Source organism: Staphylococcus sp. AS1337 (genome assembly GCF_051408735.1).
Taxonomy (GTDB): domain Bacteria; phylum Bacillota; class Bacilli; order Staphylococcales; family Staphylococcaceae; genus Staphylococcus; species Staphylococcus xylosus_B.
The window spans coordinates 90,322-116,017 of record NZ_JBOIHZ010000003.1 but is presented as its reverse complement, the minus strand read 5'-3'; the positions used below and the strand labels follow the sequence as shown (position 1 = coordinate 116,017).

Genomic DNA, 25,696 nt, shown 5'->3' with positions numbered 1-25,696 from the left:
ATTGAATTTTGATCTCTATCCCATTTTCTTTATCTTGGGAAAGCTAAGCAAGATACTGTTTTAATCATATTAATAAGTGTATAATTTTATGTTGCGGGTAATATAATAATGATTTTGATAGAGAAAAGTAGTTTTAGGAGTGTAAAAATAATGTTATATCAACATGGTACTTTAGGAACGTTAATGGCGGGTTTATTGGAAGGTACTGCAACAATTAATGAAATTTTAGAACATGGTGATTTAGGTATAGGAACACTCACAGGTTCTGATGGTGAAGTGATTATATTAGATAATCGAGCTTTTCACGCAAATGAATATGGAGAATTCGAGGAGTTGAAGGGCGATGAGCTAACACCTTTTGCAACGGTTACGCCATTCAAATCAGATGCTCAATTTGATGTTCGTAATATAACTGATTCTGAAACATTATTGAATAAAGTACAACAAAAGGCTTTAAGCGACAATATTTTTATCGCTGTAAAAATAACTGGTAAATTTGAAATGGTACATGTGCGTATGATGCCAAAACAAGAGAAACCATATACTAAACTTATTGAATCTGCTAAGCGCCAGCCAGAATTCACGCATGAACAAATAGAAGGTACAATTGTCGGCTTTTATTCCCCACAATTATTTCATGGCATAGCTGCTAGTGGCTTCCACTTGCACTTTGTAGATAATCATAAATCTGTCGGAGGGCACGTACTAGATTTTGAAATGAATCATGGTATTGTTGAATTGAGTAATATAGAGACACTAGAACAACATTTCCCAGTAAATAATCAAACTTTCTTAGAAGCAGATATTGATTATTCAAATGTAGAAGAAGATATTAAAGAAGCCGAGTAGAAATAACAACCATTAATTTTCAGTTGAATAATTTGAAAAGTGTTCATACTAATCGCATCTAGAAGAATTTAGAAAAAGTGTTAAAATAGAGAAGTAATACTTCTAGATAAGTATATATATTTAAGATGACTTTATATATTTTATTAAACTAAATAAGTTAGGAACAAATTCACTAAATCATATGGCTATTTAATAATCAAGCGTATTAATATAGTAAGTAATGTTAGTTGTTGTTTAGGGTGGACATAGCAAATCGATTATCGAATAATTAAGATGGCATGTTTCAATACAAGACTTTTAACTATTTAATCAGCCTTATGAGGGCGGGAATAGGAAATCACATCTTTGATTTCTGTCCCGCTCTATTTATGTGGCGGAAAATTTAATAAAATTATACATATCATTGTAAAATAAAATAGAAAAGGAGATGTTTGACAATATTGACTAATTATATAAAATCTTTACTACGGTTCGATTCGATGAAGATTGATGTAACAAAAGGAATTAGACAATGTATCTTAATGTTAATTCCTTTACTTATTGGTTATGTCACTGGCTATTTTTCTATAGGGTTACTAATTTCAACTGGTACTTTGGCACATATCTATGTCTTTGGAGGTCCGGCTAAATCTAAATTACGAATGGTGCTCTTTTCAGCAATAGGTTTATCTTTAGCTATGGTTCTAGGGACTTTAACCGTTAGCCAACCAATCATATTTGGTATATTACTTTTAGTTGTTTCGGTGATACCATACTACATCTTTAGCTCTCTTAATATCCCTGGACCGTCTTCCACGTTTTTTATCGTTGCATTTAGTTTGCCAATCAACTTACCTGTAGCTCCAGAAGAAGCTTTAACAAGAGGCTGCGCAATGTTTGTCGGAGGACTATTAGCAACTGTTATTGTGATATTAGTAATATTGCTATCCAAAGAATCTACAGAATCAAAAGCAATTAAAAATGATTACAATATTATCAAGCAATTGATTTATAATTTTGACGACGCAAAGGCATTTGCCAAAGCGTCACAATTTGCAGTAACGGCATTCAGAAATTCAGATATTCAACTCATCACATCAAGTACAGCGGAATCAAAAGAATCAGCAGAGTTTCAGCGACTGTTATTGTTACATAATACGGCACAAGGTATCCATTCAGAATTATTGGAGTTGAATGAAAAGGATGCACGCCCGTTGCCAGAAGAAATAAAAGAGATGGCAGATTATGTAATTAAACGTGTTTATTCACATGGTAATACAACGAGTCAATGGACACAAAAAGTAGAAGTAGATGCTGTATACCAAAATTTAGTTGATAGTATTATTAAAGTAGATGCGATTATGAATGCAGACAGTGAACGAGTGGAACATGAAATAGATATTCGGGTACCAATTTATGGACAACGCATGATGCAAAATTTAACTTTAGATTCATTTGTGTTTAGAAATACAGTACGTTATATCGTCATCATGGCAATTGCTATTTTTATAGCGCTCATGTTCGATTTTGAGAAAGCTTATTGGATTCCATTAAGTGCACATACTGTATTATTAGGATCGACTACATTGCATAGTTTTGAACGTGCAGGAGCTAGAGGAATTGGTACCATTATTGGTGTATTATTCTTATCACTAATATTATTAGCAACGCCGCCAATTCCTGTAGCAATTATATTATTGGCAGTTGCAGCAGGTATAACTGAAATGTTCGTCGGTGCCAATTATTCGTTTGCAGTGATATTTATTACAATACAAGTGATTTTATTAAATGGACTTGCGTCTAACCATTTGACTATCTTAATTGCTTTACCAAGAGTAATAGATGTTATAGTAGGTATCCTCATAGCAGTTATTTGTTTGCTATTTATTGGCAGAAAAACGGCTTCATCTATGTTGCCAGATACTTTAGCAGCAGTTGCTAGAGATGAGGCAGTCATTTTCCATTATCTATTCTCAAGTAATAAGTATGCTTCAAGGGAACAAGATAAACATGAAATGCTAAAACTCAGCGTTAAATTAAATAATATGACACAAGTTTATAACAGTGCAAATGGTGAGATATTTAGTAATAAAATGGTGATACAATACTATTATCCAAGTATTTATGCTTTGGAAGAAATCAGTTTTATACTGACAAGAGCGTTAAGTAATGAACAACGTTATCATATAGATGATGATACGATGGGAAATTATTTATTGGTTTTTGAGAATATTGCTAAACACTTTGAAAGAGGTAATCATATTCAATGGAAAACATTACCAAATTTACCTCAATATGCACATCTGAAAACGTCATTGTTGAGTATTCAAACTAACTGTATGAATGTAAGACAAGAAGCGTCATTATAACTGAATGTATAAAATAAGCCACCCTTTGCTAGTTTGTTAGCATTAAGGGTGGCTTGTTTGTATAGAGAATGTCAGTTCTTACATTGAATATAATAAATTGGAGTAGACTGCGGTTTGTCTTGGGTTAGACTATCGGTAAGTGTAAGAATCTAATCGCTATTTTTATATTGCTTAGCCTTTGCTTCGCTTTCTTGTTTTTTTGTTTTGATTGCATCTTGAGCATCTTCTTCTCTTTCAGCACGTTCTTTTTCATCTTCGGCCATTTTTTGGTACCGTTGTTTTTGTCGATAACCATATGTACTTTCTAATATCTGTGATTCATTATTTAAACCAGCACCAATTGCCCCGGCAACGGTAGAAATAGAAGTTGCAAACCATGCGAGATTAATATAAGTAATGAAGTTAGCAGAGCCATTTAACTGTAGTGTTTGTCCTAAATAGCCTGGCGGTAAAACTACTAGTGAAGCCAGTAAAAAAAGAAAAAATAAAATTAAGTAATAAAAAACAATAGACACAGTTAAAGTTAAAGTAGTTGTTAAATTATATAACATTGTTATTTGTTTATTGTTACTTTCTTTTGATGATTCCCATAAATTATGTGCAACAATAATCCATACCATCATACCTAAAATGGCAACCAACATAATTAATAGCATGCGCCATGCAGAGTAGACAAAACTTAAATTCCACATCGTAGTAAAAACGATACCAAAAGCACCAGTGGTGAAGGCTATCGCAACTACATTACTAAGACTCTTTAACATATTAAAAGGATTATTTGCAAATGTCATACCACTAATTAAACGAAATGAACCTTTTGTATTTGAAGAAACATAATATAACGTGTGTTGTGAATTGGTATCTTCAAAGTATTCAGTTTTTGTGACTAAATTTGAAAAGGGAAATTGAGCATCCAATTGCTGTTCGCTTTCATCTTCACCTTTCGTTTGTTTCATATTTGATTCATTATATTCATCAATAGCTTCAATAATACCTAATATAGAGCGTTGGAGCCGTTTTTTTATAGGGCGCCAACCATAAGACGGTATAGAGATTAAACTTGCGCCATTACTACTATTGATATCAAACGCAACAGCATTTCCGTTTCTAACGATTGGTAAATCGGTTAGGCCAATTGTATATTGCCATGCGTTGTTATTTTGGTAATCAGAAATTTTGCGAAATATTTTTTGAACGGTTTCAGCAGAACCTGTAAGAGGGTCAATGATTGTCTCAATTTGCCATTCATTGTCTTCAGAAAAATGTGAGGCAAGTAATTCTGGTAGCTCTGTTTTTAGATGACAAGCAATTTTTTCAGTTACGCCGGGAGCTGCAACTAAGCCTATTTTCACAATATTACTACACATTAATTACGCTCCTTTCTATGTGTTTGTTTCTGTCCTACGTAAGAGTGATGTTCTTCGTGTTTATCATAAGTATCTTCGTCTGCTTGTTCTAACTGTTTATTTCTATAATATTGTCTAAATGAATAAGTTACACGTTTGATTTTTTCTGAATTCTCTACTGTTGAACCCATTGCACCTGCCAAGATACCTAGAGAAGTTATAAACCAAATTAAATTAATATAGTTAATTAAAGTAGGTTCTTTACTGTTAAGTGTTGTCCAGTTTGAAAATAATTCTGGTGGGACAAAGAGTAAAGTGCTAACTGTAAGTAATAGAAATAAACTTAAAAAGTTAAAGAGTGTGATGGTAGTTAAAGTGGTCACTGTAGTGAAATTATAAATATATCTATATAATTTTTGAGTTTTAGGACTTTGTTGTTCCCACAAATTATAAGAATATATTAGCCAGCCAACCATCCCGAATATAGATAACAACATAAGTAATATAAACCGCCAATAATCATATTCTAAACTTAAATCCCAAGGGGTAGAGAAAATCGATATATATGTTCCAGTAGCAAATGAAACTGAAATTATTTTTTTAAAGTCGAAGATTGCAGACCATGGTTCGTTGGCATAGGTCATTCCTGCTATTAAATGAAGCCATCCTATAGTTGTGGACTTTACGATAATACGTTGATGATATTGATCCTGTGCTTCTTCTTTAGGAATTACAGTGTTGAATTTAGTTAATTTAAAATGTCGTTTATTAAGAAGTTGCTTGTCAGAACCACCGCTTTGTAATAATTGAATGACATAAGTGATGAAATGTTTTAATTTCTTTTTAAGTTTTATTGCCCCTAAGACGGGTAGTGAAATGAGCGCGATATTATTATCGTAATTTATATCACAGATAACTGTTTTTCGATTAGAAAAATTTGGTAAATCAGTAATACAAATGGCATAATCCCATTCTTTTTGCTTTTTCATGTTTGTTGCTATATCCATTGCTTTGTCCATATGTTCAGCAGTACCAACTATAGAAGCAACATGCTTATCAAAGCGCCAACTTTCATAATTTGTCTGTTCCTGAATTGCTCTAGGTAACTCATCGTATATTTTATTTATCATTTTATGGGGCATATCAGGTGAAGGGATTAAACCAACTGTGATATTCGCCATAAAAGCCCCTCCAATCTGTATAGAATTTATCAACTTAATATATGTACTACAATTCCCTTTATGACAACGAGTAATCATTATTAGCTTTATGTTCTATAAAATGAGTTGAGTGCAATGAACAGTTTATACTAATTTATTAGTGGTAAACAATAAGCATGAATAAATAGATTGGAAGTGGTGGTCATGCCTTGGACAATGGAAGATTATCCGCAAAGTTGGAAAAATTTTGATGAGTTAGAACGCAAGAAAGCAATTGATATTGGCAATGCCATGTTAAAAGATGGTTATGAGGAAGAAAATGTAATTCCCATCGCAACTAAACAAGCTGAATCTTGGTATAGAGATGCCTCAGACAGTGAATTAAAAGAATTAAAAAACAAAAAAATTACAAAGCATAAACAAGATGATTCAGCTAATCCGGAATTAAACCAAAAAGACGTTCATGTGTATTATGAAGACAAAGAATGGAAAGTTAAATCAGATGGTGCAAAACAAGCCTCAGATACTTTTTTTAAAAAAGAAGATGCGCTGAAACGTGCACGAAATATTGCAGATAACCGAGAAACAGAAATTATAGAGTATAAAAAGAATGAATAACTACATGGACTATTCGTAAGATTATATAATTGTTGAAATAGTAAAACAGTTTTTGACATAAGTAGATGTTGAGGACAATTTAGTCTTTAATTCTTAGCCATACGTGTCGGGGCGGGACAATGAAATCATTTCAGCAAAATTTGATTTCTGTCTTGCTCTTTTTATTTGTAATTTTATGGATATTAATTGACTAAAATAAATAAAGTTTGGTAACCATCACGCGTTCAATATGGTGGAAATTATAGAGAAGTATAGCTTTATATTTAAAATGTAAATTAGAATTAGCTATAATGCTCTATAAGAAGTGATTAATTGGAGGTACGAAATATGTACATAGAACGTAAACCTTCGTTAAATGTAGACGACTTGAAGGAAGAATTTAAAGAAAGTATCGACCATATTAATGAGTCGGAAGAGGCTCTAGAAATGGTTGTTGGTTTTGTTGCCTTGGAACAACTATATTCTTCAGCATTAAAAGAAGTAAGTACAAAACTAGATATATTAGATGATCAATTTCAGCAGATGTACAAACATAATCCAATACATCATATGGAACGTCGTGTTAAAGAGATGAGAAGTTTGATAAACAAATTAGCACGTAAGGGCTGTGATATAAGTACAGAATCTGCAAAAGAGAATATATTAGATGTAGCCGGTATCCGTGTGGTTTGTAATTATTTGGATGATATTTATGTGATTGAAGATTTATTGCTTAAACAAGCAGATGTTAATTTGATAAAGCGTAAAGATTATATTGAACATCCAAAAGAAAATGGATATCGTAGTTTGCATATTGTAGTGACTATACCAGTCTACTTAGCACATTCTATGGAGCTTGTACCAGTAGAAATACAAATAAGAACAATAGGGATGGATATGTGGGCTAGCCTAGAACATAAAATTCGTTATAAAAATAGTGAGAACACAGAAAAATATAGATCTGTATTGAAGCAGTGTGCAACAGATATTACTTCTGTAGAAAGCAAATTACAAGATATTTACTCAGAAGTATTTAAAAATTAATTAAATTGCTTGCTAATTACGTAACGTCATCATGTATATTTTTTATTGAGGAGGTATAAAAAATATGACTCAATATCAAACAGGTGAATTAGCAAAGCGATGTAATGTCTCAATAAGAATATGATAAGAAGGGTCTGTTAACTTCAACTAAGACTGAAGACAATGGAAGACGTGTATTTGACGAGCAAAGTAAGCAAGATTTAGAAATTATTTTAATTTTTAAGCGCTTTGGATTTAGTTTGAAAGATATTAAAAAAATTATTGTAGAAGAGAATAAATTAAAGACGATACGATCCATGATTGAACAAAGAGCATGAAACAAAGAGCATGAAATTCAAAAAAATCAAATGCTTTTGGCAGAAATGAAGCAATTTAAAAGTTATATAAGCAAAGATTCTGAGGCCCCATTAAATAAATTGTTAGAAACCAGTCAATATGTATCAAATAAAGGAAACGTGAGCACATTAACAAGAGCAATTGTATATCGAGTGTTACCGATGGCGATTGTACAATATACGGCTTTTGTAACAAGTATTATTATGAGAAAGTGGTGGCCGAGTTTTGTTGTATTACCATTTTTGATGATTTTTGCAGTCTATTTGACGCGTTTTATCTATAAGCATTTTAAATATGTTTGTCCAAATTGTCAGGAAGTTTTTAAACCAAATATAAAATCCTGGCTCTTTGCATCACATACATCGAAGACTAGAAAACTACAGTGCCCTTATTGTCATGAGGTTAGTCATTGTATGGCAATTGGACAGACAATTGAAGATTCAAACTTACTAAGAAAATTGTAATTAAGATAAGAAATAAAATGTTTACACGTTTACATTAGACTCACTAAATAAAATTTTTTCCGACATGTTAGGTCTATAAAACCTGATGTGTCGGTTTTTTATGCCATTCACCATATTAACTAATAATTGCAAGCGCTTGCAATATTGACAGTTGTGTATTACCATACTTGTATACAAGTATATCGTATTGATAAAGAGGTGGTATTTTAGTGGATTATTCATATCCTGAACAATGGTTAGACGGTGTGTCAAAAGGCGAAATGATTGCAGCTGAAATTCGTTTGAGAATTGTTGATGGTACGATAACACCTGACACTTTATTAACAGAAAATCAAATTGCCAAAGAATTTAACGTCAGTAGGTCACCAGTTAGAGACGCTTTTAAATTGTTAAAACAAGATCAATTAATTCATCTAGAAAGAATGGGTGCAGAAGTTTTACCGTTTGATGATAATGAGAAAAAAGAACTTTATGATTTAAGAATTATGCTGGAGTCATTTGCGTTCAGTAGAATTAAGCCCTTAATGCATAATCAAATTGTAAAAGAATTAAGAAAACAATTGGAAATGATGAAGGTAGCGGTTAAATTTGAAGACGCAGAAGCTTTTACTGAACATGATATGAAATTTCATGAAGTAACAATTATGGCGTCTAAACATCAATACTTAAAAACATGTTGGAATAACTTACGCCCAGTAATGGAAGCACTTATTTTGTTATCTATGCGTAAACGAATGAATGAAAACCCAGAAGACTTTGAAAGAATTCATCAAAACCACGAAGTATTTATTGAAGCAATTGCAAATAAAGATGCGCATAAATTGAAAGAAGCATTTCATTTGAACTTTGATGACGTAGGTGATGATATCGAAAGCTTTTGGTTAACTTAGTATTTTAATGTAGTAAAGAATCGGGAGGCAAAAGCATGAAATACATGATAGGTGTCGATATAGGCACAACAAGTACGAAATCAGTGCTTTATGACGAAAATGGTCAATTTATAATGAAACATAATATCGGTTATCCTTTGCATACACCGAATGTCGAAATATCAGAAGAAAATCCAGATGAGTTATTTGATGCGGTATTAATGACAATCAAATATGTCATGAGAGAAGCTGATATTGATAAAAAGGACTTGAAATTAGTTTCATTTAGCGCTCAAATGCATAGTCTTATAGCAATGGATGCTAGCAATCAACGTTTGACTGAAAATTTAACTTGGGCAGATAATAGAGCAAGCAAATACGCAGAAGAAATTAAAAATAACCATAACGGTGATGCGATTTATCAAAGGACTGGAACGCCAATACATCCTATGTCTCCATTATCTAAAATATTCTGGATGAAGCATGAACAACAAGAAATATATAATCAAACAGCTATTTTTGCTGATATCAAAACGTATATTTTCTATCAATTATTCGAGAAATTTGTAATAGATCATTCTATGGCATCATCAACAGGTATGTTGAATTTGGAAACATTATCTTGGGATAAAGAAGCACTCGAACTATTAGGTATTAACGAATCGCGATTGCCTGAACTTGTACCAACGACACATATATTAAAAGGTATGAAACGTCGTTATGCAACATTAATGGGCATTGATGAGAATACACCAATCGTTGTTGGTGCAAGTGACGGTGTATTATCTAATTTAGGTGTGAACGCTTTTAAAAAAGGTGAGGTTGCTGTAACTATAGGTACTTCAGGTGCTATAAGAACCGTTATAGATAAACCACGTACAGATTATAAAGGAAGAATCTTTTGCTATGTATTAACAGATGATCATTATGTTATCGGTGGCCCCGTTAACAATGGCGGCGTAGTACTGCGATGGTTACGTGATGAGTTATTAGCAAGTGAAGTTGAAACAGCAAAACGTTTAGGAGTAGATCCATATGATGTACTAACTAAAATTGCTAATCGAGTAAAGCCTGGTGCAGAAGGTCTAATATTCCACCCGTATTTAGCAGGTGAACGAGCGCCATTATGGAACGCTGATGCGAGAGGTTCTTTCTTTGGATTGACGTTATCTCATAAAAAGGAACACATGATTAGAGCTGCCTTAGAAGGTGTTCTTTATAATCTCTATACAGTTTATTTAGCCTTGATTGAGGTTATGTATGAGACGCCATCAACTATTAAAGCTACTGGTGGCTTCGCTAAAAGTGAAGTTTGGCGTCAAATGATGGCAGATATTTTCGATACTAATTTAAGTGTCCCAGAAAGTTATGAAAGCTCATGCTTAGGTGCTTGTGTATTAGGAATGAAAGCATTAGGAGAAATTGAGGATTTCTCAATTATTGAGGAAATGGTTGGTACTACAAATGAACATAAACCAAATGAGGACAATGTGAAAATATACCAACAATTAATTTCAATATTTATAAACTTAAGCCGTTCATTAGAAGATCGTTATACAGAAATTTCAGCGTTCCAACGTGAACATATGGATTAATGATAATCAAGTAAGTAGGTTGGAGGAGAAGGAAAGCTGTAATTAGTAGTTGTCATTGGGTGACAATTTATTTAATTACCTTTCCTACATACCTATTAAATAGCACAGTTAGAAAAGTTTTTTTAGAACAAAAAGAAAGCGTTACCAAGAATGAGATGGTTATGTCTGTTAGCTATATTCATTCTTTATTATGGAAGGGGAGAACGATGATGTTTGAAACAATTTGGCCATTGGCTACGGTGGTAATAGGTATTATCGTATTACTATCATTAATAATTTTCTTGAAATTAAATACCTTTATTTCATTAATAATTACATCTATTGTAACTGCAATATTACTGGGAATGCCTTTAGATAAAATAATAGAAACTGTTGAAAATGGTATGGGCAGTACACTTGGCCATATTGCTTTGATTTTTGGACTTGGCGCCATTTTAGGTAAATTACTTGCTGATGGTGGCGGCGCGACGCGTATAGCTGACACGCTGATTAAAAAGTTTGGCTATAAACATGTACAATGGGCAATGCTGGTTGCAGCATTTATTGTAGGTATTGCACTATTCTTTGAAGTGGGATTAGTATTGTTAATACCATTAGTATTTACTATAGCTAAGCGTGCAAATGTATCACAGTTGAAATTAGGTTTACCAATGGTAGTAGCTTTATCTGTGACACATGGCTTCTTGCCACCACATCCAGGACCAGTAGTTATTGCAAAAGAATTGGAAGCTAACCTTGGTCATGTGTTAATGTACGGTATTATTATTGCTATTCCTGTTACATTGATAGCGGGACCATTATTTAATAAAATTGCACAAAAAATCGCGCCAACTGCTTATACACGTGAAGGTGACATATCAGCATTAGGTGCACAAAGAGAATTTAGTGAAGCTGAGATGCCAGGATTTAGTATTAGTTTATTAACAGCTGTTTCACCAGTTATCCTAATGTTGTTTTCTACAATTGTACAGTTAATTACAGGTAATGAAACAGCGACGAACGGTTTTGAATCTGTAGTTTACTTTGTAGGTACAGCGGGAACGGCGATGCTTATTGCAGTATTATTTGCCATATTTACAATGGGAATTAAGCAAGGACGTAACAATTCAGAAATTATGGATTCAGTATCTAATGCAATTTATCCAATTGGTATGATGCTTTTAATTATTGGAGGTGGTGGTACCTTCAAACAAGTACTAATTGATGGTGGTGTTGGAGATACAATTGCTAAATTGTTCGAAGGTACAGAAATGTCTCCTATACTATTAGCGTGGATTGTGGCTGCAGTACTACGTATTGCACTAGGGTCTTCAACGGTAGCGGCGATTTCTTCAACGGGAATAGTATTACCGTTATTACAAGCGTCAGATGTTAACGTGGCTTTAGTAGTGCTTGCTATAGGTGCAGGTAGCGTTATATTATCCCATGTTAATGATGCAGGATTCTGGATGTTTAAGGAATATTTTGGCTTAACAGTCAAAGAAACATTTTTAACTTGGTCACTACTAGAAACAGTAATTTCAGTTTCTGGACTTGTGTTTATATTAATATTAAGTATTTTTGTATAAATTATTTAAATATATTACAGCAAAAAATTAGTATGAAAAATCTAATAATAAGCGTTCATTGAACTAATAAAGTAATGATACTGAAAAAAATGAGGAGACAGGTATGCGAAATCAAACTTTGGTTTCTACCTGACTCCTTTATTTTTATCAACACAATGACAATTTAAAATTATATAATATAAGTAAATAATATTATGACTAACAAGGAGGAACTGTAAATGACAAAATTTAATACGGATAGTTTTTCTGTAAAAGGAAAAAATGCAATTGTGACAGGTGGTGCTAGAGGTTTAGGTAAATATTATACTATCGCATTAACGATGTATGGCGCTAATGTCATAGTTGTAAGTTCTTCAAATCAGGCATGGGAAGCTTTAAAAGAAAGTGTCGAACAGAACGAAGGTAAAGTGTCTTTTATACAACAAGACCTAAAAGAAGAAGGTGCAGCAGAAAAAGTTGTTGCGCAAGCTGTGGAAACATGGGGAAGTTTAGATATTTTAGTAAATAATGCTGGCGTTCAAATTCGAAATAATGTCTTAGACTATAAAGATGAAGACTGGCAAAATGTTATAGATATCAATTTGAACGCAACGTATTATATGGCACATGAAGCGGCTAAAGTTATGACAGAACAGCAAACTGGTAAAATTATTAATATAGGTTCTATGCAGTCATATCGTGCGGGTAAAAATATCTTTCCTTATGCAGCTAGTAAACATGGCGTTGTTGGTATTACACGTGCGTACGCTGATGCACTAGCTCCTTATAATATTCAAGTGAATGCACTTTCTCCTGGTTACATTCGTACTGATATGACTAAAGTATTAGAAGAAGATCCAATAAGAGGGCCAGAAATTAAAGGGCATATACCATCTGGTGAATGGGGAGTGCCCGAAGATTTAATGGGACCTTTAATATTTTTGGCAAGTAGTGCATCTGACTATGTTACAGGGATAACATTACCTGTTGATGGCGGTTATTTATTAAGATAACAAGTTATTATTAGCAATTAATTATAAGAGGCAAGTACATCGTGTTTATACTTGTCTCTTTTTTTATGGAATATTGAAGTTTAGCAAGAAACTAAATGGTCATCTGAAAGATATACTATTGAAAATACAACATAAATTAAGCTTTAAATGATAAAATGTAGAAATGATTGCTCATTTTATGTATATGATAAATGGGATATTGATTTATAAGTGAGCCAGAAAGTCAAACTATATAAATTTAATCATTTTATGATGATTTAAGGGGTAAGTTATTTTGTCTTTTTAATTTAGGGGGATTACATTATGAAAAGGATCTTATTAATTGCAAGTGCATTTATTGGTGTTATTGTAGGTGCTGGTTTTGCTTCTGGCCAAGAAGTACTTCAATATTTTACTAGTTTTGGTATTATGGGAACGTTTGGTGCAATTATTACAACTGCATTATTTACTTATGTGGGTATGATGCTGGTATGGCTAGGTAGTAAATTCAAAACAGATTCTCATAAAGAAGTGATACATAATATAACGGGAAAATCATTGTTAGGAAAAGTACTTGGTTGGATTATTGATTTAGTTATTATCTTTACATTATTTGGCGTAGGTGTAGTAATGATTGCAGGAGCGGGTTCAAATCTTAATCAACAATTTGGTTTACCTTCTATTGTGGGTACGTTATTAATGACTGCATTAATCTTGTTAGCGGGTATGTTAAAGGTTGAAGGTGTGGTAAAAGTTATTGGCAATATAACGCCATTTTTAATTATATTTATTATCCTCATTTCAGTTTATAGTTTTATTACTACAAATACACCATTTTCACAGCTTAATACATTATCAGACGCTAAACCTTCAACATTACCAAACTGGTTTGTAGCTGGAGTGAACTATGCTTCCTTTAATACTGCTGTTGGTGCTTCAATGGCTATAGTCATGGGAGGATCAGAGAAGAATACGAAGGTTGCTGCAACTGGTGGATTAATTGGTGGTCTTGCTTTAGGTATTATGATTGTATTGAGTCACTTGGCTATTTTCACACAAATTGATGTTGTTGGAGATATGGATATGCCGATGTTAGGTATTGTAAATAATATTTCGCCAGTGCTAGGTATTATCATGGCAATTGTTATATTCGGTATGATATTTAATACTGGATTAGGAATGTTTTATGCTTTTGCGTCACGCTTTACGGTAGTAGATACGATGAGATTTAAAATATTCTATACGATAGCAGTTATTGTGGGATTATGTTTAAGTTTTGTCGGATTTACAGATTTAGTAGCTATATTCTATCCATTAATTGGCTATTTAGGGCTCGTACTTATTTTGGTATTGTGCTATGCGCCATTTAAACTTAAGTTTAATAATAAAAATGCATAAACGATTTAAAAAATGCTATTAGAATAAAATGAAATTAAATTTACAACCCCATTCCTTTATTTTTAGTTATAATAAAATAAAGGAATGGGGTGATTTTTTATGAATGAGAACACGTTAGAAATTTTACAAATGAATGCACTTCAGCTATTGGGTATCCAATTAGAAGGTTATGATATGAGTGATATAAAGGGTATTAGCACACATATTAAAACACCATTTACAAATACTGCGAGAAAACAGTTTAAAACTGAGCTTAAGCATTTTATTGTTCATATGAATAGTAATAAAATTTATCATTATTCCAATAGTTTTGATGTTAATTTTTTGATTTTTAAATTTAAGAAAAATAAGCAGATTTATATCATTGGACCTTATATGGAGCAAAGACCGAATGAACGACGTTGTAATGAGCTACTGCAAAGAGCAGATATTAAAATATCAAAGTTGTCTATATTAAAACAGTATTTACTTAGTATACCTTTGTGTCACCATGTTAAAGCTCAAAAGATGTGTCGGTTAGCAATTCGCTTTTTAAAAAAGAGAAACGTTGTTTATGAAACAGTGAAGATTGATTTCAATTTTCATTCAACTATAGAAATGTTAGCTGAATCAAGAGCACAAATGGATTATACATTACAAGAAATAGAACAACGCTATAATTTAGAGAATCAATTACTTACTGCAGTTGAAAATGGAAATGTGACAGAAGCGTTATCAATTTTAAATGAAATGAATGTATCTGTGTCAGGGTTACGTAGAGTTAAAGATGATATATCTAATGAACAGTATAAAGCATTTCTTATCAATACGTTATGTCGAAAGGCAGGAGAAAAGGCAGGTATTAGCTTAATTCACATTGATGAAATATCCGAGAGATTTGCTGCTATCATTGATCAGACTATGGACAGTGAGATGCTTGATGAAATTATTCATGAAATTGTTAAAGAGTATGCGGAAAGAGCTATGAAGACAAAAGCCAATGCATACAGTCCAAAAGTAAGTAAAGTAATACAGTATATAGAAAGAAATTTGGACAATACGCTGACCTTAAAAGAATTAGCTAGTCATGTTGATTTAGCTCCTAGTTATTTATCCAGAATATTTAATCAAGAAATTCACAAATCAATTTCACAATATATCATTGAACTGAGAATTAAAAAAGCACGTGATTTGATTGCTAGAACTAAGATGACAGTTTCTGAAGTTGCTTCATATGTAGGATTTAAAGAACAAAGTTACTTCACACAATGCTTTAAAAAGCAATATGGCGTGCCTCCATTAAAATATAGAACAGAGCATAAAGAATTTTACTAAGAAATTAACTTCAAAAAATTAAAATTTATAAAGAAAGTTGTTGTTTTGGTAAAAAAATTATAAAAAATGTAAAAATAGTCTCAAAAAACAATCAAAACAGTATGGAAAATGCAATTTTACAATATATTAAAACAAATTAAGTAGTGTATTTTCTAATAGATAGTTTCGATCTATGTAATTTTTACAATATACTTTAGTTATAGCTTTTATTCGTGTTATCTCAGTTTAAATCACAAGGATGTACATTATACATTTATAACAACGTTGTTATTTTTGTGTTGACTGTTTTATTTTTAAAAATATAATAAAAGAAAGAGCTCTATAAATTACTTACAGGGGATGTATTCAATCATATGAAATGATGAAGAAATTTGTAGAGTTACTTTTTTACTCATATAAGAAAACGCTTACAATTTTACGCGTTTGCTTATTAAGTGGTAATTATGAATACAGTTATGAATACATACTAAGAAGTTATTAGAACAATTAATTATTACAATAACTTCAATAGTGGAAAGAGGTAATCGATATGGTTACAGCAAAATTAAAGCCAGCAAACAGTAAACTAAAGCGGTTTAAAGAGATTCAGGAGCCTAGGTTGAAATTTAAGGAAAAATTATCTTATGGATTTGGTGACCTAGGTAACGGCATGATGTTCGATATGGGGCAGATTTACTTACTTTTATTTTATACTGACATATTAGGAATACCTTCGTGGGTAGGAGGTTTAGTTTTTTTAATTTCGAAATTCTTTGATGCCTTTGTTGATACAACTGTAGGTACAATTGTAGATAACCAAACTAATTTTGCTAAACGTGGTAAATTTAAACCGTTTATTTTATATGGCAGTATACCGTTAGCAATACTTACAGTCATAACATTTTTATCACCAGAGATAGGACAGACGGGGAAAATTATATGGGCTTTTGGTACGTATTTGTTATTTAATGCAGCTTATTCATTTGTAAATATTCCATATGGTTCATTGTCTGCATCTATGACTATTAATGCGGATGATCGTACGCAACTATCGGTATTCCGTAACATGGGGTCTCAAGGCGCAATGTTTATATCTGGGATTGTCGTTATACCTGTTGTTAGTTTATTTCCCAATCATCAAATAGGTTATCCAATAGCAGTTGGGATGCTTGCTATTGCTGGGGTAATATTCCATATGATTTGTTATAAAGGTGTAACTGAAAGACATACGATTGAAAGACCGAAAGAAAAAGGAATTGGTCGTAAGGCATTTTTAAATTTATTGAAAAATAGACCGTTCATCATATTAGCAATTTATACACTATTAACAATTAGTGCACTATTTTTACAGCAAGCTTCTCAATTATATTATTTTAAATATGTTTTAGGAGAACAAAATTTAGTAGGGATAGTTAGTACGCTAAACTTCATTGTGCTAATTCCAGCGTTAATATTAACAACGTTTTTAAGTAGATTGGTTGGTAAGAAAATGACTGCGATTATAGGTGTAGGAGGATTTATTTTATTCCAATTCATCAATTTCACTTTTTTCTCAGATCATATCGTGATGTTCTTAATTATTAATACCATTGCACAATTATTTTTAGTCATTCCTAATACTGTAACTTGGGCATTTATTGCTGATGTTGTGGAATACGGGCAATGGCAATCGGGTCTTAGATCTGAGGGGATTATATATGCGAGCTATAGTTTTACAAGAAAAATATCACAAGGTTTAGCAGGATTTATACCAGGTGCATCTTTAACAATTATTGGATTTGTTCCTAATGCTACTCAATCAGCAGATACATTACGTGGATTGAAAGTATTATTCTTTATCGTTCCTGCGACAGCTTGTTTAATTGCAGTCATACTATTCTTCTTTGCATATCCATTAACTGACCGTAAACATAAACAAATCGTTAAAGAGTTAGCATTGAGAGAAGAGTTGTAGATAGGTTTAATGAAATTGAAAGGAGTAATTGAGTATGTTGTATCCAGTTGTAAATGAATTTAGAAGTATCATTGATTTGAATGGTATATGGCATTTTAAATTAGAGGAGAATGAAGATCACATTGATGTGTCACAACCATTAAATACTGAACAAGTCATGGCTGTGCCAGGTTCATTCAATGATCAAGGTGTCACTGCTAATATTCGTAACCATGTAGGGAATGTTTGGTATGAGAGAACATTCACTATTCCCAATGTTTTAAATAATGAACGTATTGTCTTAAGATTTGGTTCAGCAACGCATAAGGCAACCGTATATATTGATGGTAATGAGGTAACATCACACCAAGGAGGTTTCCTTCCTTTTGAAGTAACATTAGATAAAGCCTACACAGTTGGGACACATCGTTTAACGGTATGCGTAAACAATATATTAGATGAAACAACTTTACCGGTTGGAGATTATAACGAAATAACAGATCCAGAAGGTAATGTGATTAAGAAAAATACACCAAACTTTGATTTCTTCAATTATGCGGGTTTACATAGACCTGTAAAAATATATACAACACCTAAGATGCATATTCAAGATATTGAAATTGTACCTGAATTACAAGGTGATGATGCTTATGTAAATTATAAAGTGAGCACGAACCATAGCGGGGGAACTGTTGAGGTTCGATTAGTGGATGAAAACAAGCAAGTTATAGCGGAATCAACAGGTGTAGAAGGTACGATAAAGGTTCAGAATCCACATCTTTGGCAACCATTAAATGCGTATTTATATCATTTAGAAGTGTCGCTTATAGAAGATGGAGAGTTAATTGATACTTATGCTGAGCGATTTGGTATACGTTCTGTCAAAGTGGCTAAGGGTAAATTTTTAATTAATGGAGAGCCGTTTTATTTTAAAGGCTTTGGTAAGCATGAGGATAGTTATTATCATGGCAGAGGTATGAATGAAGTAGCGAATGTATTAGACTTTAACTTGATGAAATGGATAGGAGCAAATTCATTTAGAACTTCGCACTATCCGTATTCAGAAGAAATGATGCGTTTAGCTGATGAACAAGGTATAGTGGTGATTGATGAAACGACTGCTGTAGGTGTTCATTTAAACTTTAATGCAATTTTAACTGGTGAAAAAGCAAGAAATACATTTGAAGAAATAGGTACGAAAGCAGCGCATGAAGCTGTAATTAAAGAGTTAATTGAACGCGATAAAAACCATGCATGTGTGGTTATGTGGTCGATTGCCAATGAGCCAGCTTCTGACGAACAGGGCGCTAAAGCATATTTCGAACCATTAGTGAATCTAGCACGAAATTGTGATCCACAACAGAGACCTGTTACAATTGTAACAATACTGACTTCTCAACCAGACACATGCCAAGTTCAAGATTTAGTCGATGTATTATGCTTAAATAGGTACTATGGTTGGTATACTCAAACAGCAGATTTGAAAGCAGCTAAATTGGCACTAGCAGAAGAGTTAGATGGTTGGAGTATTAAACAACCAGACAAACCAATTATGTTTACTGAATATGGCGCTGATACAGTGGCAGGAATGCATGCATTAAACGATGAATTATTCACAGAGGAATACCAAATACGTTATTATGAAGCTAATCATGAAGTTATTGATAAGTATCCACAATTTATTGGAGAACAGGTATGGAATTTTGCAGATTTTGAAACTTCTACTGGTATTATTAGAGTTCAAGGAAATAAGAAAGGGATTTTCACACGTGAAAGAAGACCAAAAGCCGTTGCTCATTACTTCAAAGAAAGATGGTCAAATATTCCAGATTTTGGATATAAAATATAATAAATAAGGAAGGGAGTCGGACAGAAATATAATTTATTTAAAAAGGTTTCTGTCATACCCGAGATAAGGATGGCTAGTGGCGAAAGTATGACAGACTTAACAGTGAGCTAAAGTTCATGCATAAGTCCCATTAGCCCAATATAATGACTAAGAATCTAGAACATAAAGTTCTTGGATAAGTGAAAAAAGACAATTTCTATTGAAATAAAATAGAAATTGTCTTTTTCATTATTGTTTTGATTATAGTTATCTCGTTAATTTAGTCTAGTAGTGTTTATTAAAATATACGAAAGGGACTCATTTTTTAAAAAATATTTTAATGTGAAATTCCATATGAATGCGACGTATTTTGGCAAAACTTTTGAGAGAATAGGGCAAGCTGAAGGCTCCAGGATGAAGCTGGTCCCCTAAGAAAGCGAGCCAACAATACGAAGTATTGAATAAAAAAGAAGCACTCAGATAAATTGAATTAAATTATCTGAGTGCTTCTTTTTCTGGGATTTATGTTCCAATCCTATTTATTCATTTATATTAGGTTGTTGTCTATATTATAATTTGGCTTGCCATTTATCAGTCCAAACCAAATCGTTATAAGTACCTTTGAAAGTGCTCAATCCCATAATTTTATCGACCGTTTGTTTAATACTTTCAGGGTTAGAATGATAAGCATTTATATAAGCTTTCACCATCGTTGCATCGTGTAAATGAGTTGTGAAGTTTAATGAGACAAATACTGTCGGTACTTCGTGTACATACCAAGGTATTTCATTGCTCATTGCAGTACCCCATTTGATTCGGTAGTTATTTTCAGCAGCGTAACCAATAATGTTAGCGAAGACAAGTGCTGCATCAACTTCTTCTCGATAAGATAATGTCTTACCTTTAACGCGTGTAGAACCATCGTTTAAAGTAACATTAAAACCTCTCGATTGAAGTTCTTTAATAATGTCTTCAGGCACATTATTAGCAGATTTATAAATCCCATCTTTTTCACCTTCAATTACATACAGGCGAATGTTTTTATGTGTTTCTGGACGAATCGGTAATTGATTTAAAGTGTTTTTTACGAGTGTTATACCTAAATCAGCAGCTTCAGAACGCATATCTAAATGTTCTTGGCAACCGATAACTTGCAAGTCTTCTTTAGCGCGAATAATTGTTCCATCTACTTGTTTTTTGTGTAAATTCAATTGTGCTTTAAGCCCTAAGATACGGCGAACAGCATCATCTAAACGTTCATCTGTGATGATACCGTTGTTGTATCCGTTTAACATGAATTGATAATCTTCTTCTAAATCATTGAAGAATAGGAACATATCACATCCAGCAGCAATTGAAAGAGGTACGTAATCTTCACGACGCATAGAAGCAGTCATACCTAACATATGACTAGCGTCTGTAACGACTAAACCATTAAAATGCATGTCGTCTTTAAGTAAATCAGTGATAAGTTCTTTTGATAATGTTGCTGGTAAAATATCTTTATCTTCAAGGTTTGAGTTTAATTTTTTAGAATAAGCAGGTTGTGCAATATGTCCAGCCATAATCATTTGTACGCCTCGATCAATATGGTGTTGATAAACTTTACGGAAACTATTGTCCCATTCTTCAGTAGATAATTCATTTACACCTAATACCAAATGTTGATCACGTTCTTCTGTACCATCTCCAGGGAAATGTTTGATACATGTAATCATGTCATGTTCTGAGTTGAAACCATCAATAAAAGCACTAGAATATTTGATGACAGTTTGTGCCTTTGTACCATATGAGCGTGTATTTACTATAGTATTGCGCCAGTTCTTAAGAATATCAACACACGGATCGAAATTGATATGCACACCTAATGCTGAAGATTCACGTGCAGAAACGAGTCCAGCATTGTATGCAATCTTAGTATCTTGTGCAGCTTCACATTGCGCTGCACTTGCAATATAAGTGCCATCTTTACATGCACCATTACCTCCAGAATCACAATTAGCTGCGACAAGAACAGGCACCTTTGTATTTTGTTGTAAGTCATTGAGTAAGCTTTGTACTTCAACTTTATTACCGCCTTCATAACGTGCGCCACCAATATGATAACGTTCTAAAACTTCTTTATTACTCAAATCTGCATCGTGGAATTTTTTTCCACCCTCTAATGAAAATAAATTGAAAAAGAGTTGGCCAATTTTTTCTTCACTTGATAAATCTTTTAGTGTTTCTTCAACCCAAGCAATTTGTGTATCATCTAGATTATAAGGGGATGTTTTTAGGTTTACTTTTACCATTTATTATTTCGCTCCTTCAAAATTATTATAAAATGTAGAAATTAAAGAAGATTGTATTTCTTGATTGAAACGACCTTCTCTGAATAGTTTTAAGTATTTATTGTGAAAATCTAGCCATGATTGATCTTCGTGGCCGGCAAGGATAGGATAAAAATATAGATTATGCGTTTGAGCAGCTTCCAAGTCTCCTTTGGCATCACCTAGCATAATAATATCTTCTAAGTTATAGAATGATTTTAATACTTCGAGACAATGCTCTTTTGTACCTGATTCTTGGGCGAACATGCCACTCAAGTAAGGTGTTAAGTGATAAGACTCCCACTCATGTTGAACTGCAGAAAGGTTGGCTGACGATACGATAGCTATGTCTGCAAATGAAGAGGCATCTTTTAAGGCATTGTGTACGTGATCAAAAGGACCGATACTAGGAAGTTCCTTGATACGCGCATTGACTTTATGAGACCAAGATAAAGCTTTGCGTAAACCAGATTGATTTGGGTTATCTTCAATGGCATCTTCTAGACTAGGATTTGAAAAAGATTGAGTAGTTTGTACCCATTGTTTTATGTCGTCATATCCTTTAATATCTAAACCCTCTGCAACAAGTTCTCCTAACATTTTTTCAAGACCTCTAAAACGGTTGATGCCTCTAGTTATTTCATAAAGATTGAATGCATTCCATCGTTCTAAGATCCTTTCTGACTCATCTTCGAGATGCCATTCGTCGACAAGCGCTGGACCAAAAGCTCGTTCATGTTTAATAGTCATAGAATCAATAGCGCATCCATCTGAATCGACGCAAATGAGTTTATTATATTTAGCTTTATAGTGTGATAAAGATTGAATCATTTTAAAATTCCTTTCCCATAAGTTTAAATAAAGTGATTATCATAATGTCTTTTACAATCATAATTGAGTTGAGTAGTGTAATAGACGATTGGAATTATTGTTCTTTTAAAGCAGATAATTCATATGATAAAGCGCTTTCTTTACACTATTAAAGTTAGCATTTAGAATTCAAAAAAACTACAGAATAATCATTAATTATGTGATTTTTTTCACAAAATCGCTATTTAGGCTAATTTATTTCTAAAAATGTTAATAAGTTTATAAAAAGTAGCATATATCTCAATGATTCAAATGATTAACTATGCCACTACAAATTTGTGTGCTATTTAATTTTTAAATCATTTGAAATTTGAGGTATTAGTATTGAGCATAGATTTATCAAGTGCTTTCGAATGATTATATTACAAATAATATAATGACACTATTTAGACATATTTTTATTGCAATTGACTGGAAATAAATAAAAAATATAATGAAAGTGAGTTGAGTATGAGATTTTAATCAGAAAAGGAAGATGATGATGAATAAAATGCGAACTTTACAACAACTACAAGAAAATTATCTGGTTGCGGTTGTTAGAGGTAATACGGAGGATGATGCATGGCAAAAATGTAAACAAATTATTGAAGGTGGAATACTAAATATTGAAGTTACATTCACAACACCACATGTGGAAACAGTCATAAAATCCTTGAGTACGAAATGTAAAAATGATGTTTTAATTGGGGCCGGAACAGTTATGGAAGCTACTACAGCGCGTTTCGCAATTATGAATGGAGCAAAATTTATTGTGAGTCCTCATTTTGATGCACAAATAGCAATGATGTGTAATTTATATACGATACCTTATTTGCCAGGATGTAGTTCAGTTACGGAAATAACGACTGCTTTGCAACATGGTGTTGACGTAGTGAAGTTATTTCCTGGAGACGGCTTAGGAGCAGATTTTATAAAAAATGTACATGGACCGATACCACAAGTAGAAATGATGCCTTCAGGAGGCGTATCCATAGAAAATATGCATGAATGGTATGAAAAAGGAGCGTTTGCCATAGGTATTGGTAGTGCATTAACCAGAAGTGCTCAAGATGGATCAGATCGAAGTATTGTAGAAAAAACACGTGCATTTGTGGAAAAATTTAAAAGTATAAAAGCTTAACATTTTTACTTTGGTAACTGTCAATTCTCATTATTTCAGTAAATAGCATAATATTTCAAACATCAGTAATTGTTGTATTAACAAATGGTATAGCTAACATGAGTATGGATAGTAAAATTTTGAAGTTTATAGAAATCGTTTATATATCGTTGGAATTACAGAATAAAGTCATAGGATCTTTAACTTAAGAAAATATATGTGTAATTGAAATATGAATATAGATGGTTTTTACTATCCTTTGTTGTAATCATTCTATAATTCAAATTATGTTTGAATTATTTATAAAAGAAAGTACTTATAAAACTATAATTAAAGACAGTTATATTTATATAATTTTAATGCTTAAGTAAATATTTAGGGGACATCAAACGTTAGAAAGAGGTCATCTTATGGTTTCAATGTCAGCGAAGAAAAAACAAACAAAGCAAGAAAAATTTGACGATATTAGTACACCAAAATTAAAATTCAAAGAAAAATTATCATACGGTTTAGGTGATTTAGGTAACGGTATGATGTTTGATATGGGACAAATATATTTATTGAAATTTTTTACGGATATACTAGGTATTTCCGCTTTTTATGGTGGGCTGGTGTTTCTTGTATCAAAAATATTTGATGCATTTGTAGATACTTGTGTAGGCACTTACGTAGATTCGAGAACAAATATTGGGAAACGTGGTAAATTTAGACCGTTTATTTTATATGGTACAGTACCACTTGCAATTTGTACGGTTTTATCATTTATCGCGCCAAATTTAGATCAAACTGGTAAAACGATTTGGGCATTTGCAACTTATATGTTATTTAATGCGGCGTACTCAGTTGTGAATATACCTTATGGGTCACTTTCTGCGTCTATGACTGTTAATGCTGAAGATAGAACGCAGCTATCAGTATATAGAAACCTAGGGTCACAAGCTGCATTATTTGTGGCAGGTATTGTGGTCATACCTTTAGTTAATCAGTTTACTAATCATGCAGTTGGATATCCTGTTGCAGTAGCATTATTAGCCATTGTTGGAGTTGTTCTACATTTAATTTGTTATAAAAATGTTAAAGAAAGACACGTGATACAACGTCCTAAGACGAAAGGTATGGGTAAAAAGGCATTTGTGAGCTTGTTGAAAAATGGAGCATTTGCAGTATTAGCAATTTATACACTATTAACAATTATGTCGATGTTTTTAAAACAGTCATCTCAATTGTACTATTTCCAGTATGTTATGGATGCACCTAATTTAGTTGGTCTTGTGAGTACATTAAACTTTGCCGTGCTTATTCCAGCGCTTTATATAACAACGTTGTTAAGTAAGAAGGTAGGGAAAAAGATGACAGCTATTATAGGTATAGCTGGATTTGTGCTGTGTGAAATTCTAAACTTTGCACTTTTTGGAGATTATATAACTACATTTTTAATAGTAAATACAATTTCTTCATTCTTTTTAGTTATACCTAATACAGTAACTTGGGCATTTATTGCTGATGTTGTTGAATATGGGCAATGGAAATCTGGAATACGTTCTGAAGGTATTACGTATTCAAGCTATAGTTTCACCCGTAAGATTTCACAAGCGTTGGCAGGTTTTATTCCTGGTCTTGCATTAACAATGATTGGCTATCAACCAAATGTTGCTCAGACTACGGAAACATTAACAGGTCTTAAAATATTATTCTTTGCAGTGCCAGGTGTAGGTTGTTTAATTGCGCTAATTATATTCTTAATTGGTTATCCACTAACAGATAAGCGTCATAAACAAATTGTTAAAGAACTAGCATTAAGAGAAGAAATTTAAAG

Annotated in this window: 20 protein-coding genes; 16 read left to right on the top strand and 4 right to left on the bottom strand. The window is 32.6% G+C overall.

Annotated elements, in window-relative coordinates; all coding sequences use genetic code 11:
* Nucleotides 1–150 precede the first annotated feature (150 nt).
* Together budA and ACSUE0_RS06075 are read left to right on the top strand one after the other, a co-directional pair.
* Nucleotides 151–849 carry an acetolactate decarboxylase gene (gene budA, locus ACSUE0_RS06080; RefSeq protein WP_119614279.1) on the top strand — a complete coding sequence of 233 codons (699 nt, stop codon included), beginning with the start codon at nucleotides 151–153 and terminating at the stop codon, nucleotides 847–849.
* A gap of 479 nt (nucleotides 850–1,328) precedes the next feature.
* On the top strand, nucleotides 1,329–3,197 hold the full coding sequence (locus ACSUE0_RS06075) for an FUSC family protein (RefSeq protein ID WP_436956535.1): 1,869 nt from the start codon (nucleotides 1,329–1,331) through the stop codon (nucleotides 3,195–3,197).
* 149 nt (nucleotides 3,198–3,346) lie between these two features.
* Here the strand turns inward: ACSUE0_RS06075 and ACSUE0_RS06070 are convergent, their stop codons facing one another.
* Entirely contained in the window at nucleotides 3,347–4,564 is a 1,218-nt protein-coding gene (locus ACSUE0_RS06070; protein ID WP_119614277.1) for a 5,10-methylene-tetrahydrofolate dehydrogenase, read from the bottom strand.
* Entirely contained in the window at nucleotides 4,564–5,724 is a 1,161-nt protein-coding gene (locus ACSUE0_RS06065; RefSeq protein WP_436956534.1) for a hypothetical protein, read from the bottom strand. The genes ACSUE0_RS06070 and ACSUE0_RS06065 overlap by 1 nt, the downstream gene beginning before the upstream one ends.
* A 183-nt stretch (nucleotides 5,725–5,907) precedes the next feature.
* Here ACSUE0_RS06065 and ACSUE0_RS06060 point away from each other — a divergent pair, with 183 nt between their 5' ends.
* The 12 genes from ACSUE0_RS06060 to uidA all read left to right on the top strand — a co-directional run bounded on the left by ACSUE0_RS06060 (nucleotide 5,908) and on the right by uidA (nucleotide 19,620).
* On the top strand, nucleotides 5,908–6,321 hold the full coding sequence (locus ACSUE0_RS06060; RefSeq protein ID WP_119614275.1) for a DUF2188 domain-containing protein: 414 nt from the start codon (nucleotides 5,908–5,910) through the stop codon (nucleotides 6,319–6,321).
* 327 nt (nucleotides 6,322–6,648) lie between these two features.
* Nucleotides 6,649–7,344: a GTP pyrophosphokinase gene (locus tag ACSUE0_RS06055; RefSeq protein ID WP_119614274.1), complete on the top strand. Its 696-nt coding sequence runs from the start codon at nucleotides 6,649–6,651 to the stop codon at nucleotides 7,342–7,344.
* Nucleotides 7,345–7,478: 134 nt separating this feature from the next.
* Complete coding sequence (locus tag ACSUE0_RS06050; RefSeq protein WP_259338060.1) at nucleotides 7,479–7,661, top strand: MerR family transcriptional regulator; 183 nt, start codon at nucleotides 7,479–7,481, stop codon at nucleotides 7,659–7,661.
* Nucleotides 7,662–7,697: 36 nt separating this feature from the next.
* On the top strand, nucleotides 7,698–8,144 hold the full coding sequence (locus ACSUE0_RS06045; protein WP_436956532.1) for a hypothetical protein: 447 nt from the start codon (nucleotides 7,698–7,700) through the stop codon (nucleotides 8,142–8,144).
* A gap of 209 nt (nucleotides 8,145–8,353) precedes the next feature.
* Nucleotides 8,354–9,034, top strand: a complete 681-nt coding sequence (locus ACSUE0_RS06040) for a GntR family transcriptional regulator (RefSeq protein ID WP_039069717.1) — start codon at nucleotides 8,354–8,356, stop codon at nucleotides 9,032–9,034.
* Between the two features lie 35 nt (nucleotides 9,035–9,069).
* On the top strand, nucleotides 9,070–10,608 hold the full coding sequence (gene gntK / locus ACSUE0_RS06035) for a gluconokinase (RefSeq protein ID WP_119614273.1): 1,539 nt from the start codon (nucleotides 9,070–9,072) through the stop codon (nucleotides 10,606–10,608).
* Nucleotides 10,609–10,817: 209 nt separating this feature from the next.
* Nucleotides 10,818–12,176, top strand: coding sequence for a gluconate:H+ symporter (locus ACSUE0_RS06030; protein ID WP_119614272.1), 1,359 nt, complete (start codon nucleotides 10,818–10,820; stop codon nucleotides 12,174–12,176).
* Between the two features lie 218 nt (nucleotides 12,177–12,394).
* The gene (locus ACSUE0_RS06025; RefSeq protein ID WP_436956530.1) at nucleotides 12,395–13,168 is read left to right on the top strand and encodes an SDR family oxidoreductase; all 774 of its coding nucleotides are present in this window, start codon (nucleotides 12,395–12,397) and stop codon (nucleotides 13,166–13,168) included.
* A gap of 303 nt (nucleotides 13,169–13,471) precedes the next feature.
* The gene (locus tag ACSUE0_RS06020) at nucleotides 13,472–14,545 is read left to right on the top strand and encodes a YkvI family membrane protein (RefSeq protein WP_436956528.1); all 1,074 of its coding nucleotides are present in this window, start codon (nucleotides 13,472–13,474) and stop codon (nucleotides 14,543–14,545) included.
* 99 nt (nucleotides 14,546–14,644) lie between these two features.
* Complete coding sequence (locus ACSUE0_RS06015) at nucleotides 14,645–15,859, top strand: helix-turn-helix domain-containing protein (RefSeq protein ID WP_119614269.1); 1,215 nt, start codon at nucleotides 14,645–14,647, stop codon at nucleotides 15,857–15,859.
* Between the two features lie 529 nt (nucleotides 15,860–16,388).
* Entirely contained in the window at nucleotides 16,389–17,792 is a 1,404-nt protein-coding gene (locus tag ACSUE0_RS06010) for an MFS transporter (protein WP_119614392.1), read from the top strand.
* A gap of 34 nt (nucleotides 17,793–17,826) precedes the next feature.
* Complete coding sequence (gene uidA / locus ACSUE0_RS06005) at nucleotides 17,827–19,620, top strand: beta-glucuronidase (RefSeq protein WP_436956525.1); 1,794 nt, start codon at nucleotides 17,827–17,829, stop codon at nucleotides 19,618–19,620.
* A 548-nt stretch (nucleotides 19,621–20,168) separates the two neighbouring features.
* Here uidA and ACSUE0_RS06000 read toward each other — a convergent pair.
* The gene (locus ACSUE0_RS06000) at nucleotides 20,169–21,893 is read right to left on the bottom strand and encodes a glycoside hydrolase family 3 protein (protein ID WP_119614395.1); all 1,725 of its coding nucleotides are present in this window, start codon (nucleotides 21,891–21,893) and stop codon (nucleotides 20,169–20,171) included.
* Between the two features lie 3 nt (nucleotides 21,894–21,896).
* Nucleotides 21,897–22,742 (bottom strand): HAD hydrolase-like protein, encoded by an 846-nt coding sequence (locus ACSUE0_RS05995; RefSeq protein ID WP_436956523.1) that lies wholly within the window; start codon nucleotides 22,740–22,742, stop codon nucleotides 21,897–21,899.
* Nucleotides 22,743–23,262: 520 nt separating this feature from the next.
* Here ACSUE0_RS05995 and ACSUE0_RS05990 point away from each other — a divergent pair.
* Nucleotides 23,263–23,901, top strand: coding sequence for a bifunctional 2-keto-4-hydroxyglutarate aldolase/2-keto-3-deoxy-6-phosphogluconate aldolase (locus ACSUE0_RS05990; RefSeq protein ID WP_119614397.1), 639 nt, complete (start codon nucleotides 23,263–23,265; stop codon nucleotides 23,899–23,901).
* A gap of 398 nt (nucleotides 23,902–24,299) precedes the next feature.
* The gene (locus ACSUE0_RS05985) at nucleotides 24,300–25,694 is read left to right on the top strand and encodes an MFS transporter (protein WP_436956763.1); all 1,395 of its coding nucleotides are present in this window, start codon (nucleotides 24,300–24,302) and stop codon (nucleotides 25,692–25,694) included.
* Nucleotides 25,695–25,696: the final 2 nt, after the last annotated feature.